At 54.0% G+C, this 14,331-nt stretch carries 15 protein-coding genes and 1 riboswitch; of the genes, 3 read left to right on the top strand and 12 right to left on the bottom strand.

The window, feature by feature from the left end; genetic code table 11:
* From ACO6S1_RS13320 to ACO6S1_RS13275, 10 genes are all read right to left on the bottom strand, one after another.
* Window positions 1-342 carry a hypothetical protein gene (locus ACO6S1_RS13320; protein ID WP_422343123.1) on the bottom strand — a complete coding sequence of 114 codons (342 nt, stop codon included), beginning with the start codon at window positions 340-342 and terminating at the stop codon, window positions 1-3.
* 159 nt (window positions 343-501) lie between these two features.
* Window positions 502-1,395 (bottom strand): alpha/beta fold hydrolase, encoded by an 894-nt coding sequence (locus ACO6S1_RS13315; protein WP_422343122.1) that lies wholly within the window; start codon window positions 1,393-1,395, stop codon window positions 502-504.
* A gap of 117 nt (window positions 1,396-1,512) precedes the next feature.
* A complete protein-coding gene (locus tag ACO6S1_RS13310) occupies window positions 1,513-1,740 on the bottom strand; it encodes a hypothetical protein (protein ID WP_422343121.1) in 228 nt (75 codons plus the stop codon).
* 110 nt (window positions 1,741-1,850) lie between these two features.
* Window positions 1,851-2,258: a hypothetical protein gene (locus ACO6S1_RS13305; RefSeq protein ID WP_422343120.1), complete on the bottom strand. Its 408-nt coding sequence runs from the start codon at window positions 2,256-2,258 to the stop codon at window positions 1,851-1,853.
* Between the two features lie 5 nt (window positions 2,259-2,263).
* Entirely contained in the window at window positions 2,264-4,174 is a 1,911-nt protein-coding gene (thiC, locus tag ACO6S1_RS13300) for a phosphomethylpyrimidine synthase ThiC (RefSeq protein WP_422343119.1), read from the bottom strand.
* 39 nt (window positions 4,175-4,213) lie between these two features.
* A riboswitch (TPP riboswitch) is annotated at window positions 4,214-4,324 on the bottom strand.
* An 83-nt stretch (window positions 4,325-4,407) separates the two neighbouring features.
* Window positions 4,408-5,538: an EAL domain-containing protein gene (locus tag ACO6S1_RS13295; RefSeq protein ID WP_422343118.1), complete on the bottom strand. Its 1,131-nt coding sequence runs from the start codon at window positions 5,536-5,538 to the stop codon at window positions 4,408-4,410.
* Window positions 5,539-5,657: 119 nt separating this feature from the next.
* On the bottom strand, window positions 5,658-5,948 hold the full coding sequence (locus ACO6S1_RS13290) for a DUF1153 domain-containing protein (RefSeq protein WP_422343117.1): 291 nt from the start codon (window positions 5,946-5,948) through the stop codon (window positions 5,658-5,660).
* A 283-nt stretch (window positions 5,949-6,231) separates the two neighbouring features.
* Window positions 6,232-7,101 carry a MipA/OmpV family protein gene (locus ACO6S1_RS13285; RefSeq protein WP_422343116.1) on the bottom strand — a complete coding sequence of 290 codons (870 nt, stop codon included), beginning with the start codon at window positions 7,099-7,101 and terminating at the stop codon, window positions 6,232-6,234.
* 52 nt (window positions 7,102-7,153) lie between these two features.
* On the bottom strand, window positions 7,154-7,594 hold the full coding sequence (locus tag ACO6S1_RS13280; RefSeq protein WP_422343115.1) for a DUF2141 domain-containing protein: 441 nt from the start codon (window positions 7,592-7,594) through the stop codon (window positions 7,154-7,156).
* Complete coding sequence (locus tag ACO6S1_RS13275) at window positions 7,551-8,300, bottom strand: sterol desaturase family protein (RefSeq protein WP_422343114.1); 750 nt, start codon at window positions 8,298-8,300, stop codon at window positions 7,551-7,553. The genes ACO6S1_RS13280 and ACO6S1_RS13275 overlap by 44 nt, the downstream gene beginning before the upstream one ends.
* 110 nt (window positions 8,301-8,410) lie before the next feature.
* On the opposite strand from ACO6S1_RS13275, the gene crtY reads away from it, so the two are divergent.
* Genes crtY through ACO6S1_RS13260 form a run of 3 tightly spaced genes read left to right on the top strand, consistent with a single transcriptional unit; the run spans window position 8,411 to window position 12,033 of the window.
* A complete protein-coding gene (gene crtY / locus ACO6S1_RS13270; protein ID WP_422343113.1) occupies window positions 8,411-9,571 on the top strand; it encodes a lycopene beta-cyclase CrtY in 1,161 nt (386 codons plus the stop codon).
* 12 nt (window positions 9,572-9,583) lie between these two features.
* A complete protein-coding gene (locus ACO6S1_RS13265; RefSeq protein ID WP_422343112.1) occupies window positions 9,584-11,104 on the top strand; it encodes a phytoene desaturase in 1,521 nt (506 codons plus the stop codon).
* Entirely contained in the window at window positions 11,104-12,033 is a 930-nt protein-coding gene (locus ACO6S1_RS13260; protein WP_422343111.1) for a phytoene/squalene synthase family protein, read from the top strand. The genes ACO6S1_RS13265 and ACO6S1_RS13260 overlap by 1 nt, the downstream gene beginning before the upstream one ends.
* Here ACO6S1_RS13260 and ACO6S1_RS13255 read toward each other — a convergent pair.
* Both ACO6S1_RS13255 and ACO6S1_RS13250 read right to left on the bottom strand, forming a co-directional pair.
* Entirely contained in the window at window positions 12,030-12,812 is a 783-nt protein-coding gene (locus ACO6S1_RS13255; RefSeq protein WP_422343110.1) for a 3'(2'),5'-bisphosphate nucleotidase CysQ, read from the bottom strand. The genes ACO6S1_RS13260 and ACO6S1_RS13255 overlap by 4 nt on opposite strands.
* 117 nt (window positions 12,813-12,929) lie before the next feature.
* On the bottom strand, window positions 12,930-14,276 hold the full coding sequence (locus tag ACO6S1_RS13250; RefSeq protein WP_422343109.1) for a TldD/PmbA family protein: 1,347 nt from the start codon (window positions 14,274-14,276) through the stop codon (window positions 12,930-12,932).
* Between the last annotated feature and the right edge of the window lie 55 nt (window positions 14,277-14,331).

Genomic DNA, 14,331 nt, shown 5'->3' with positions numbered 1-14,331 from the left:
TTAAACCAAATGGCCTCCGGCAATCCCGGGGCGGTTCACCCCGACCTCCACAATTTTTCTAAAGATGAGCCTTTCATATGAGGAGCCAGATAAATCTGTGGCAACGTTGGTCGCGGACAAAACTTTAGTGGGTTTCCTCTCATTAGAAATTTGACCTGTGTCTAAATAGCCGATTAACGTCGATTTTCCAGCAGCACGAGGGCCGTAAATAAATACATTGTGCTTGTTGAACAAAGTGACGATGAAACTTTTGATCCTATTAAAATCCACCACAAATAAGATAACCGTTAACAAAGCAGCAAAGATGCCGATTACGCCAAAGATTATTGTCCCCACATCCATCTTGCTTCCTTAAACCAAAGACCAACGAATGCCAATCTTCCATTAGTTTACCGAATTTTTTCCTTTGTTTACGTGCACGATGGTTAGGATTGCTGTAGCTTTTTACTCAATAAACTGAACGCAATTGGCCTGCCTTTCTTCCTCATCTGCTCACAAAAGCTAACCTACCCCCTCAAACCCCGTCCGAAACTCCGCATAAGCCGCCATCACATCCGCTGCCCCTTCGGTCTGCGGATAATGGCCCAGATGGTCCAGCCGCCACGCCGGAACCGCCGGGTTCAGCGCCGCGACCGCGTCGACCAGATGGCCGCCGGAGACCGGGTCCTGAGTGCCGTTGATCAGGGCGATCGGGCATGGCGGGTGGGTCAGCTGGGCCTCCCAGCGGGGGCCGTGGGTGCGGCGGTCGGCAATATAGTGGAGCAACCTGTGTTGCAGCCGGTGGCCGCCATGGTTGCAGATGACGGCCCAATAGGCGTCGAGTTCCGCTGCGCCGGGCTGCGTATCCTTGCCGAAAACCTCGCTAAAGCTTTTGCCGAAACGCTCCCGGTTCATCAGGCGCACGAACAGCCAGCCAAAAGGTCCGGTGAGCAGCTTTTGAATAGGCCGCGCGCGATGCTGCGCGGGGAGCAGGCCGCCGTTGAGAAAGGCGCAGCTCAGCAAATTGTGCGCCAGCTTGCCCTCGCCCTGCCGCGCGAGCAGTTCCTGCCCCGGGCTGACGCCATAATCATGGACGAGGAGATGAAAATCCTGACCCAATAAGGTCTCGGCCAGATGGGCCGCGAGATCGCTTTGTTCCTGCAGATCATAATGATGCCGCTTCGGCTTGTCGGAAAAGCCAAAGCCAAGAAAATCAAACGCCACCACCCGATAACGCACCGTCAGATCCGCCCACATCGGGAGCCAATCGAGGCTGGAGGTCGGAAAGCCGTGGAGCAAGAGCAGCGACGGCGCGGATGGATCACCGCCGGTGCGGACGAATATCTGGTGGCCGTTCCAGCCGACAAGCTGTCCATCCTGTCGCCATTTCTCTGCGCTTTGCGGGGTGATGGTCATGGGGTTATTGGCGGTGATTACGCTCATGGAAAGAAATGGAGCAAAATTTGGGGGTTTAGTAAACCGTCACCGCAATGCAGCCTCGATTCCAACGGTTCGACATTCACTTTTGCTCCCTCATTCGTCAGGCCGCCGACCAATGGCCAGAACGATCAGGCCCAATATGATCAAAACGACGGTAGTTACTCCGTACGCCGTGACCGCTTGCGCCTCGTAAACCACCCCCTGAGCAAGGTCGAAATAGCGACCTTCCTCGTTATAGGGCAAGCTTTGACGCTGCCAAAAGAGGACGCCAGGCGCTGCTGCGGCAATCAACAGGAATATCGCTATGAATCGCCTTAGCATCGTATCATTCGGCTGGCTCTTCCACCTCATCTTCGGGCCAATAGAGTCGATTACCCTTGTCCTTATAAACATTCGCCATTTCGTCCATTTACCCTTCCGTCGTTGTGACGTCACCAAACATCAATGGTAGGATTGAACTTGCCCTCTTTACTGCTGTGCGATGCCTCCATCAGTATGCGGCTGGGGATGAAGCTATCGCCCTTATACTCGGCATTCACTTCCAATTTATCGATCAAGCCTTCCTCATAATATCTAATCATGGTTCCGGTCAGCAAGTCCTTGGCCTCCGAGGCTTCCGGTGGAACATAAACAACATTGCCTGGCATTTCCTCTCCGCCAAACTCGGCCGGAAAGAGAAGGATTTTGACAAGCTTTCCTTCCTTAGCGAGCGCTTGTGCAGACTCGATCGAAGTTACATCGCTAAAATCGTGCGTCATCTGCTTCTCCGTTCCAGATTGCGCATATGCAGCTGGCAGAGGCATTGCCAACGCCAGAGTCACCAAAACCAAAAAACGCATTATTATCACTCCGCTGGTTCATCCACTTCATCCGCAGGCAGATAGAGCTCCTGCCCCTTGTCCTTATAGACCTTCGCCATTTCGCGCATGCCTTCTTCCGCTGCGGCTTTCGATGCCGCGGCTGTGTCGGCGCCCAGTTTTTCCGAGGCGATAAAGCCTTCGGCGCTCTGGTTTTGCTTGCTGGCAAAGTCGCGCACTTCCTGGCTGATTTTCATGCTGCAGAATTTCGGCCCGCACATGGAGCAGAAATGCGCGGTCTTGGCGCCTTCTGCAGGAAGCGTCTGGTCGTGATATTGCATCGCCGTGTCGGGATCGAGGCTGAGGTTAAACTGGTCGCGCCAGCGGAACTCGAAGCGCGCTTTCGACAGCGCGTCATCGCGGACCTGTGCAGCCGGGTGGCCTTTGGCAAGGTCGGCGGCATGGGCGGCGAGCTTGTAAGTCACCACGCCGACTTTCACATCGTCGCGATCGGGCAGGCCAAGATGCTCCTTGGGCGTGACATAGCAAAGCATCGCAGTGCCGTACCAGCCGATCTGAGCCGCGCCGATGCCGCTGGTGATATGGTCATAGCCGGGCGCTATGTCGGTGGTTAGCGGGCCCAATGTGTAGAAGGGTGCCTCGCCGCAAACTTCGAGCTGCTTTTCCATATTCTCCTTGATCTTGTGCATCGGGACATGACCGGGGCCTTCGATCATCACCTGTACGTCGGATTTCCACGCGCGGTGGGTGAGCTCGCCGAGCGTATAAAGCTCAGAGAATTGCGCCTCGTCATTAGCATCAGCGATCGAGCCGGGGCGCAGGCCATCGCCGAGGCTATAGGCAATGTCATAGGCCTTCATGATCTCGGTAATGTCGTCAAAATGCTCGTAGAGGAAGCTTTCCTTGTGATGGGCGAGACACCATTTCGCCATGATCGACCCGCCGCGGCTAACGATGCCGGTGACGCGTTTGGCCGCCATCGGCACATAAGGCAGCCGCACGCCGGCATGGATGGTGAAATAATCGACGCCCTGCTCGGCCTGTTCGATCAGCGTGTCGCGGAAAATATCCCAGGTCAGGTCTTCGGCGACCCCGCCAACTTTCTCCAGCGCCTGGTAAATGGGTACGGTCCCGATGGGCACGGGGGAGTTACGGATGATCCACTCGCGCGTGTCGTGAATGTTGCGGCCGGTCGAGAGATCCATCACCGTGTCGGCGCCCCAGCGGATAGACCAGACCATCTTGTCGACCTCATTGGCAACATCGGAGGCGACCGCGCTGTTACCGATATTGGCATTGATCTTTACAAGGAAATTCCGGCCAATCGCCATCGGTTCGGACTCGGGGTGATTGATATTGTTCGGGATAATCGCGCGTCCTCTTGCGATCTCGTCCCGCACAAATTCCGGCGTGACATAATCGGGGATTGATGCGCCAAAGCTCTCGCCATCGCGCTTATATTCTTTGAGCCGCTCGCGCCCGAGATTTTCGCGCTCGGCGACATATTCCATTTCGGGGGTAATAATGCCTTTGCGGGCATAATGCATCTGGGAGACGTTCGCGCCTGCCTTGGCGCGCAGGGGCCGCTTGACGACATGGGGAAAGGGATCAACGCCGCCGCTGCGATCCGGGCCGAGCTGGCCATTATCTTCAGGACGCATATCGCGGCCGTCATAGCTTTCGACATCGCCGCGCGCTTCAATCCATTCGCGGCGGAGCTGCGGCAGGCCCGCGTTGATGTCGATTAACGCATTTGGATCGGTATAAGGGCCGGACGTATCGTAGACCCGCACCGGCGCTTCACCGCCTTCAAGGCTGATTTCGCGCATTGCAACGCGGATGCCAGAGCCGCTATGCGCCGCCACATGCACTTTTTTCGAGCCACTTATCGGGCCAGTGGTTACGCCAATTTCGGTCTTTGCAGGTATGTCAGCCATAGTCTTTACTCCATTAGCGGAGTGAAGAGGCGGGATTTTTGTCTAACACCGCTCCCTCCCTCCGCCCGGGTTAACGGGATCAGGTTCAACGGGTCGCGGCTTATTCCGCTCTCAACCTGCGTTCACGCACAGGCTCCCCGGGGATGAGTCGCAAGGTAGTGCGGTCATCCCCGAAGGTCCAGCGAAGATTGGTAAGGGTAACGATAGAAGCTGCGTGACGAAGCGCGAATTTTCTACCAGCCGGGGACGAAATATTTTGGTGGGACCGCACAGCCCCAATAGAAACCCTGCCCGAAATCCGCACCCAGCAAGCGCGCCTGTGCCAGATGATGTTTGGTTTCAATACCTTCAATAACCGACCGCGCCTTGCGACTGCGACAAAATTCCAGCATCGAAGCCAGGAGCGAGATCGGAATATCGCCATCATAACAGGCATTGAAAATCGTCTTGTCGATCTTCAGTTCATCAAACGGAATTTTCGCAATCCGTTCCAGATTGGCGAGACCGGTGCCATAATCATCTATCGAAATGCCCAGCCCATGGCCGCGTAGCGAGTGACAAACAGCGGCCAGCCGGTCGACATCGACCACGCGGGATTCTTCTGTGATCTCCAGCATCAGCTGTCCGGGCTGAATGTCTGCATGTTTCAGCCGACTGATCAATGCATCGACAAAGCGTCGATATGTCATCATGATCGCGCTACAGTTGAACGAGACGGGCACCGGCTTACCGCGCTTGGCCAAAGCTGTCGCAAGCTTGATCGATTCATCGACCACCACCAAGGTCGCTTCGACTTCTACCGCTACATCGACCAGATCAGAAAAGATAATCGCGGGGTTTAGGGCGCGCCGGGTTTTTACACGCGTAAGCGCCTCGTAACCGACTATCTTGTCATTGTCCAAAGACTGTTTCGATTGAAACTCCACCGACAGATTTGGCAACAGCCGGTCGGTTTCAACCAGCGCGCAGACATAATCAAGATCATTGACAACATGACCGCTTACGTCCGCCATCCGCCCGATCAGATTACATAGAGTCGGCACAGCATAAGGTTTTTGAAGTCTTTGCACGACACTGGCCGTATCGAAGGCCAGCGCATCATCGCCATTATCTTTTGGGTTTGGCGTCAGGATGACCGGCATTGAAGGTCGTAAACCGGCAAAGCGTTCCAATAGCCCGTGGCCATTTTCGCGCATGGTTTTCGGATCGATAATCAGCGCATCCGGGCCGAAGACCAGACTGGCTTCCTCGTCCAGTTTTGAAAACACGCAGGCAACCGAAATATCATGCGCCTCCAGATCGTCCTGCAGGGATCTGGAGAGCGCGTTTTCTTCTTCAACAATTATGACTTTGGCAGTGGACATGGCAAGACCTCGATGGATGGGTTTCGCAGCCGACTCAGGGCCGGGCGAAAGGTTGGATTTGGATTTAGGTAGTGAGTATAATCAGGCGCGTTCACCTGAGGTGAAGGGCCCAATTGCGATTAAGCATGTACCTTCTGATCACGATATTCTTGCAAATGCGTGATGCTCAGGCCGTTCATGCCGGAGCGGTGAATGGCCTGCTGCCAAGAGATCAACTCTTCCAGCGACAGATTGTAACGCTCACACGCTTCATCTGTCGTCAACAGCCCGCCATTAACGGCTGCAACCACTTCGGCCTTGCGCCGGACAACCCAGCGGGTCGTGTCTGGCGGCGGCAAATCATGTTCAGCCAATGCTTCCCCAAGCGGACCAATCACTCTTGTTGCTTTTGGTAATGTAACGTCTTTCATATGGAACCTCAATTCTGCCTTTCGGCGTTGCCCTGTTCCTATGCCCACGAAGAAAATGCGCTGAGAATATTAAGCCAAATTAAATATTTGTGGTTAACAGCGCTTAATGCGATCAATTGATCGTAAACCGGCCTAATGGCATCGTGCTTGACTTCTCAGACACAAGGATACAGCCCATCCGGAAGGCAATTTTCCGATCAGGGAATGCCTTGCAAAAATTCTGGTATTTTTTGTGATTTATAGTTTGCGAACTGTGTCAGAATAGGTCGAAACAGCGTATTCTTCAGAAAGTATAGCCAATTCCGACCACACCAAAAAATTGATCGGCGTCACCGCGGATCGAGGTAATCGGAGACCGCTTGGCATCCTCCAGCAAACGCGAATAGCTGCCGAGCAATATCACGGAAAAACCGCCATTGGTTGCATCTCCGTCCAAATCGATTGCACCGAAGGCGGTAACACCGACATTTTTCCAACCGCCAGTGGCGCTGAAACCGGGTAGTCCGCTAGCTGCTGTACCCGCTGGTGATATGCTGAAATAATAATCGGCATAGTCATCATCGACACGATCCGCACTGATCGACAGACTCACTGCGGTGCCACGATTAATCGGTGTAAAATAGGTGAGACTTGGTGAAATGACCCTCCCGCTATGTGCCCCAGCAACATCCCAGCGCAAATCCACTTCTGCGGTCAGCGAGTCGAACGGATTGAGCACCCGGTTAACCTGAACACCGCCCACAGCACCGAGTTCAATCGCGACATCAAGTTCACCAAGGCTACGAACAACATCATCCCTGATGGAATTGTTGCGATCAAATCGCGCCCGTCCGACGGGGCCAAGAATAAAGTCGACCTTCGCACCATCCCGGTCCGGAATAAGGTCCAATGCCACACCCGGACCACGTGGTTCAAAATCAATGCCCGCAACGCTGCCCAAAACGACTGGCAGAGGCGATAAAACGTAATTATCTGAGCCATCATAGCTGGGCCCGACCGCGACACCCGCTCCAACAGTGACATAATCGCCGTCAAAAACTGATTCTCCGGCAGGAGGGCGCCCTTCCTGCGCATGGGCGACGACCGAAAGGGACAATGCCATGCCCATGCTAAGAGTGGCTATGGCGGGTTTTGCGTGGGGGAAATATGTCATACGCACATAATGCGATGATAGGTGAAAAGTTCCAAGTGAATTTCGACGATTGTCACAAAATATATTTCATTTTCACAGCATAGTTCAGATCCTTACCCTCAACTGTAAACTGCGCTGATTTAAACTTGGGTGGGCCCATGCCGATTTTGGGATTCCGTGTGAATCCAAAGCCCTCACGCGGCAGAAAAAGGCGCAAGTCCATCTTACCATTGGAATTTTCGTCATGAACCAAAGCCACTGCATAGGTGCCGGGTCTCACATTCATAATCTGCACAATATCTGCGTCTGACGCAGCGACCTTGATCTTGCGTGCTTCCTTGTCTTTGCTGCAGTCGGGAAAATATTTGGGATTGCTGCTGAGGCATACCAAAACATCACCCTTTTTTGAGCGCAGGTTTGAAATGGAGATATCCAGTGTGGCCGTTACTACTGGAGCAAGGGCAGCCTGGTTAGCGCCCGCGCTGCTGAACGGCAGTATTGCTAAAATCGCCAAGCCCGAGATCAGTGCCGCAGATTTTGTCCCAGAACCGAAAATATAATCCATAATTGCCCCTATACGCACTGTGATGTTTTTCATGGTGACTGGCTGTTATCAGGCCTTTTCCTAACGGGCCGTTAACCAACCAGCGCGGAAACATCTCCCACCCCATGTGATTGGTCACTCCCATGATTGTCATGATAAGCAGAACAAGACCCAGAATAGCGACATGGACGGGTATGATAAATACAAGCAGCGGAACGACCACCGCTCCGCTGATCGCCTCAATCGGGTGAAAACTCATTGCAGCCCAGGCAGTTGGCGGGCGACTTTCATGATGAACCGCATGTGCAAGCTCGAACCAGCCGCGCCGATGGAATAGCCTGTGGGTCCAGTAAAACCAGGTGTCATGCAGAAACAGATAGGCCAGCAGCGACAAAGGCAGATACCAAATCGGATACAGGCTGATATCCATGTAAATTCTTGTCCAGCCGGCATTTTGCCAGCCCCATGCGACAATGCCGGCCGGGATTCCGTATATCGCCGCCGAATAGAGCGACCAGCGAATTTCGCGCCCTATCTGGGGCCTTAGCCGGTCATATTGCCCAGGACGCGTGCGCTGCGTCAGCCAAGCGAAAAAACCGCTGGTGATCAGATAACGCACACCGACAATCAGCGTCATCGCTAGAGAGGAAAGGATAATCGCGGGCAGAAAACTCATCTCCCGAGGCTATGCCGCAAAATCCCTTCCGGCAAGGGCAAAGCGGTTTATTTTCTTACATGCTTTGGGACAGGCTTCCCTGCGCTCGCGCCATAGGCTACGGCCCTCCCATGGACGCAGAAAAAGATTTTGGTCTGGCAATAGCGGGCGGCGGACTGGCTGGTGGTCTGATCGCACTGGCTCTGCACAAGTTAAGGCCGGAACTGTCGGTCGCCCTGATTGAGGCGGAAGACCATTTTGGCGGCAACCACGTCTGGTCGTTTTTCGAAAGCGACATAGCGCCCGAGCATCTCTGGTTGGTGGAGCCTCTGATATCCCATCAATGGGATAGCTACGATGTCCGCTTCCCGAAATATGATCGCACATTGAATACAGGCTATCGGTCGATATTGTCGGAGAATTTCGACCGCGTGATCCGCAAGAAGCTGCCTAAGAAAAGCCTTATAACCAGCTCTAAAATAGATCATATTTGTGACAATAGTATCAATATGATCAATGGCAATAGGCTTACGGCGGATGCAATATTGGACGTCCGCGGTGGCGGGGATTTTTCCGCGCTCCAATATGGCTGGCAGAAATTTGCCGGACAGGTTTTGCATCTTTCCAAACCCCACGGATTGGAACGCCCAATTATCAAGGACGCCACAGTCGAACAGATTGACGGCTACCGCTTCGTCTATTCCCTGCCCTTTGGTGAAACCGAGATTTTTGTCGAAGATACCTATTATTCCAATGGCGGTGATCTTGACGTCGAAGCCAGCCGCCAACGGATCGCCGACTATGCCGAAACGCAAGGCTGGAAGATTGCCGATATCACCCGCAATGAAGCGGGTTGTTTGCCGGTGCTCTATGGCGGCGATTTTAATGCATTCTGGACCGCCCATGAAGGTGTCGAGGCGCGCGCCGGAGCCAGAGCAGCGCTGGTTCATCCGGTCACGAGCTACTCCCTGCCTATGGCCGTTCGCACCGCGATGATGATCGCCGACTTGCCCGATTTGAACCAGAACAGCCTTAACGTAATGCTACGCGAATATGCGGCAAAGCACTGGCAGGATTGTAATTTCTATCATATGCTCTGTGCAATGATGTTCGAGGCAGGAAAGCCCGAGCAACGCTATAAGACGCTGGAACATACTTACTGCAAGAATGAGGAATTGATTGCGCGCTTCTATGCTGGAACGACCACCAGACTGGATCAGGCCGCATTGCTCTCCGGTCGTCCGCCGGTGCCGATTACCAAAGCCCTTCCCATCATGATGAAATATAGATGAGCGCCAAAAACCATGAATGACGTAACCAGAAACCAGTCCGAATTGTTTAAGAAGGCCGCCGTTATCGGTTCCGGCTTTGGCGGCCTGGCACTCGCCATTCGCTTACAGTCAGCTGGCATCCAGACAACCATATTTGAAAGTCGCGACAAGCCGGGTGGAAGGGCCTATTATTGGGACAAGGATGGTTTTATCTTTGATGGCGGACCAACAGTCATCACCGACCCCGATTGCCTGAGCCAGCTATGGGAATTGACCGGTCACGACATGTCAAAGGATATCGAGTTGATGCCGGTATCACCTTTTTACCGGCTCAATTGGCCGGACGGAACCAATTTCGACTATGTCAATGACCCTGAAGAACTACACGCCAATATCGCTGCGATCGAACCGGACGATGTCGACGGCTACAAACGCTTCCTTGAATATAGCGGCGGACTCTATGAAGAAGGCTATGTCAAACTCGGCACCAAGGCATTTCTTGACTTCAAATCGATGATCAAGGCGGCGCCGGCACTGATGAAATTCGAAGCCTATCGGTCAGTTTATGCCAAGGTTTCGGGCTTCGTCAAAAACGAAAAACTGCGTGAGTTTCTTTCGTTTCAATCACTGTTGGTTGGCGGTAATCCTATGAAAACCAGCGCGATATATGGCCTGATCCATAAGCTGGAGCGGCTGGGCGGAGTCTGGTTTGCAAAGGGCGGTACAAATATGCTGATCGCAGCGATGGTGAAGCATTTTGAGCGGATTGGCGGCACAATTCGTTTGTCCGATCCGGTTACCAGCATTGACACCATGGGTGACAAGGCATCAGGCGTAACGTGCAAGTCGGGCTGGAGCGAGACATTTGATGCCGTCGCATCCAATGCCGATGTCATGCACAGCTATCGCGACCTGCTGAGCCACAAGCACCGCAGCGACAACGTCACCGCTTCGCTTAACAAAAAGAAATATTCGCCCTCGCTCTTTGTCGTTCATTTTGGCCTCAAAGGCACATGGCCGGGCATTCCGCATCATATGATCCTGTTTGGCCCGCGCTATAAAGGGCTGCTGGAAGACATCTACGATAATGGCGTGTTGCCAAGTGATTTCTCGCTCTATCTCCATCATCCGACGGTCACTGATCCGGAAATGGCACCCGAAGGACACAGCACCTTCTATGTACTGGCGCCGGTGCCACATCAGGGCAAGCTGCCGATCGACTGGAAAGAGATGGGCCCGATTTACGAGAAGCGTATTCTTGACGAGATTGGCCACCGCCTGATCCCTGATATCCACGACCGGATCGTCACCAGCTTTCATTACACGCCGCAGGATTTCGGAACCGATCTCAACGCGCACCTCGGCAGCGCTTTCAGTCTTGAGCCCTTGTTAACGCAAAGCGCTTGGTTTCGGGTGCATAACCGGGATGATGTGATCAACAATCTCTATTTTGTTGGCGCGGGAACCCATCCGGGCGCCGGTATTCCAGGCGTGGTCGGCAGTGCGAAAGCAACGGCAGAGCTGATGCTTGAGGATATCCTGCAAGACGCCTGATGAACCGCGCCAACCTCGTCCTTCATGCCAAAGCCAGTATTGATCGCGGATCCAAGTCCTTCGCGCTCGCATCCAAGCTGTTCGCCAAGCATACGCGCGAGCGAGTTTGGATGCTCTACGCCTGGTGCCGTGAGTGCGATGATCTGGCCGATGGTCAGGATCATGGTCATGGCATGTCGGCAACCCCGGCGTCGGAAAAAACCATTGCGGTCATGCGCATGCTGACCCGCCGGGCAATGGGTGGCGAACAAACCGGCAAGCCCGCTTTTGATGCTGTTGGCGTGGTCGCGCAGGAATGTCGCCTGCCCAACGCGCTGGCGAATGACGTTATTGACGGTTTTGCGCTGGATGCCAAATCATGGCGTCCGCAAAGCGAGGATGATCTCTATCAATATTGCTATCATGTTGCCGGCGCGGTCGGCTGTATGATGGCGATCGTCATGGGCATTTCTCCGCGCGACGACGAAACGCTCGACCGGGCTTGCGATTTGGGATTAGCCTTTCAACTTTCGAACATCGCGCGGGATACTGCGGAAGATGCAGCAGCGGGGCGATGCTACCTACCAAAAGACTGGCTGACGGAAATGCGGATCAATCCCGATGATTTGATGAATCCGACACGGCAGGGCGCTTTGATCGAGCTAATTGTGCGGTTATGCGATCTGTCGGAACGATATGAAGCATCCGCACGGATCGGAGCGGCTCGCCTGCCCTTCCGGTCTCGCTGGGCGGTTTTAGCAGCCGCAGGAATCTATGGTGATATTGCCCGCGCAGTAAAACAGAGCAACGGTGGCTCACTTAACCAGCGCATTGTGACCAGCAAGGCAGCAAAGACCGCATGGGTTGTAAAGGCGTTTGGTCAGGCGTTATTTAAACCGAAATGGACAGATCGCGAACAGCTATGGACGCGCCCGCGAAGACTAGCTTAGCTCTGCCCTTCATTCTCCGAGAGAAATTTGGCGATGCGGGCAACGGCCGCATCATGTATGCCCTGCGACGTACAAAGAACGCCAAAAGCCTGTCCATGCGTGCCGTTATAGCGGAGCTCTTTGCCATGTGCATCGGTGACAATTGCCCCAGCCTCTTCCGCAATTACATGGGCAGCAGCAATATCCCATTCGCTGCCCCAGCGCGTTGATACGACCAAATCCGCGCGATCATCCGCCACCATTGCGAGACGCAGCGCAATGCTATTGGGTTTGAAGACAGGTGTCAGATCGATATGATCCGGTAGCTCCTCGACCGGCAAACGTGCACCATTATAGTTACTGCACTGGCTGGCTTTGAGCAATTTACCGTTCACTTCGGTATGGCTACCGGCTTTTGCGGTCCAAATCTCATCCATTGCCGGGGCGCTCAGTACACCAAATATCGGCGCGCCATTTTTTACCAATGCTACTGATACGCACCAGCCGGGCTTGCCCTTCACAAAATCCTTGGTGCCGTCAATCGGATCGACCACCCACGCCATATCGCGGCCGGACAAAGACTTATCTTCTGCGGTTTCTTCCGAAAGCCATCCGGCATCGGGCAGCAGCGCTTCCAAATGTTCGCGAAGGAAGTGGTCCACTGCTATATCAGCTTCGCTGACAATCTGCCCGGGCGATTTTTCCCATGTATTTTCAGCGCTTTTGCCCGCTTGCCATTGCTGCATGGCCAGATGACCAGCGTTTTTGGTTATCGCAACAATCTGATCAAAATCTACCAACCCAAAACAACTCCATTAGCCCTAACCCCGTCCATATAGATCGGATAGGGTTGATTTTTGTCTGATAGATGTGGTTCGACAAGTTCACCACTAACGATTTAGCTCTGGCCGAAAAACTCAGCCACCGGCAACTGTCATGCTATCAGTCCGCAACGTCGGTGCATTAACCGCATAGCGATATTCCAGATCATCTGCCGGAATCAGACTTGCGAACATATCTTTGAGATTACCGGCAATGGTGATTTCCGATACCGGTGCTCCGATTTCACCATCTGTAATCAGAAAACCGCCTGCGCCGCGACTATAGTCGCCCGTGACCGGGTTAACGCCTTGGCCAATTAATTCAGTGATATACACACCATGTTTGATGTCTTTGATCAGCTCTGCTTTGGTCACCGATCCGGCATTCATGTGAAGATTGGTCACACTTACGCCCGGCGCACCGCCGACCCCGCGAGAGGCATGGCCCGTAGGCTGCATCCCCAACTGCCGCGCCGAAGCGCTTTCCATGATCCACTGCGTCAGACGCCCATTATCGATCAATTTTGTTTTGGCGGTGGGCAGACCTTCGCCATCAAATGCCTTGGACCGCAGGCCACGTTTGCGGTGCGGGCAGTCGATAATATTGATCGCACTATCAAATACCTGCGTGTCGAGCGCTTCCAGAAGAAAACTGGTTTTGCGGGCTATGCTACTGCCAGCAATGGCGCCGACAAAATGACCGAGCAGCGAATTACTGATCCGTGGATCAAACACCACAGGCATCGCGCCTGATTTGAAATCGACTGGATTCAATCGCGAAACCGCGCGTTCACCGGCTTCCTTGCCAATCGTTTCCGGCGTATCAAGATCTTCAAAATGGCGCGTGCTGTCATAGGCATAATCGCGCTCCATGCCGTCACCTTCGCCGGCAATCACGCTGGCATGGCAACTATATCCGCTTGTGGAATAGGCACCTGAAAAGCCATGGCTGGTGGCCAGCGCGACAATTGACCTGCCAGCACTTGCGCCGCCACCCTCGCTATTGGTCACGCCCTGGACCGCTCGCGCGGCATCTTCCGCCTTTAGCGCCATTTCCCTCAATAAGGCAGGATCAGGATCGGCACCGTCATCGCCATCGATGGGATAGGGGTCGGATTTCAGGATCAATTCTTCGGGCGCCAAGCCTGCATATTGATCTTCCGGTGCCTCGCGGGCCATGTCCATCGCTCGGCCAACCAGAGCCGAGAGAATTTCCGGATCCATGTTAGACGACGATACGGTCGCTGATCGCTTGCCAGCGAAAACCCGCAGGCCAATTTCTTCACCTTCTGACCGTTCCACATCTTCAAGATTTCCCAGCCGCATCGATACCTGCGTCGATGCATCACAGACGTAAATCGCGTCCGCGGCATCAGCACCGGCTTTTTTGGCTTGGGAGATAAGGGCGTCGGCGCGGTCTTGCGCTTCTTGTGGTTCTAGCATGGGCAGGACATAGGTATCAGCGGCGGCGAGGTCAACGCCGCGATCAGCCTTTGGT

The sequence above is a fragment of the Parasphingorhabdus sp. genome (assembly GCF_965233695.1).
Taxonomy (GTDB): Bacteria; Pseudomonadota; Alphaproteobacteria; order Sphingomonadales; family Sphingomonadaceae; genus Parasphingorhabdus.
The sequence above is the reverse complement of the archived record's forward strand: the minus strand, read 5'-3'. Positions and strand labels throughout refer to the sequence as shown.

Bases quoted from the DNA above. Each gene is read 5' to 3' on its own strand.
- ACO6S1_RS13250 (WP_422343109.1), bottom strand. From the start codon at position 14,276: ATGCTAGAACCACAAGAAGCGCAAGACCGCGCCGACGCCCTTATCTCC.
- ACO6S1_RS13265 (WP_422343112.1), top strand. From the start codon at position 9,584: ATGAATGACGTAACCAGAAACCAGTCCGAATTGTTTAAGAAGGCCGCC.
- ACO6S1_RS13285 (WP_422343116.1), bottom strand. From the start codon at position 7,101: ATGACATATTTCCCCCACGCAAAACCCGCCATAGCCACTCTTAGCATG.
- thiC (WP_422343119.1), bottom strand. From the start codon at position 4,174: ATGGCTGACATACCTGCAAAGACCGAAATTGGCGTAACCACTGGCCCG.
- ACO6S1_RS13275 (WP_422343114.1), bottom strand. From the start codon at position 8,300: ATGAGTTTTCTGCCCGCGATTATCCTTTCCTCTCTAGCGATGACGCTG.
- ACO6S1_RS13295 (WP_422343118.1), bottom strand. From the start codon at position 5,538: ATGTCCACTGCCAAAGTCATAATTGTTGAAGAAGAAAACGCGCTCTCC.
- ACO6S1_RS13305 (WP_422343120.1), bottom strand. From the start codon at position 2,258: ATGCGTTTTTTGGTTTTGGTGACTCTGGCGTTGGCAATGCCTCTGCCA.
- ACO6S1_RS13260 (WP_422343111.1), top strand. From the start codon at position 11,104: ATGAACCGCGCCAACCTCGTCCTTCATGCCAAAGCCAGTATTGATCGC.
- ACO6S1_RS13290 (WP_422343117.1), bottom strand. From the start codon at position 5,948: ATGAAAGACGTTACATTACCAAAAGCAACAAGAGTGATTGGTCCGCTT.
- ACO6S1_RS13315 (WP_422343122.1), bottom strand. From the start codon at position 1,395: ATGACCATCACCCCGCAAAGCGCAGAGAAATGGCGACAGGATGGACAG.
- ACO6S1_RS13310 (WP_422343121.1), bottom strand. From the start codon at position 1,740: ATGCTAAGGCGATTCATAGCGATATTCCTGTTGATTGCCGCAGCAGCG.
- crtY (WP_422343113.1), top strand. From the start codon at position 8,411: ATGGACGCAGAAAAAGATTTTGGTCTGGCAATAGCGGGCGGCGGACTG.
- ACO6S1_RS13320 (WP_422343123.1), bottom strand. From the start codon at position 342: ATGGATGTGGGGACAATAATCTTTGGCGTAATCGGCATCTTTGCTGCT.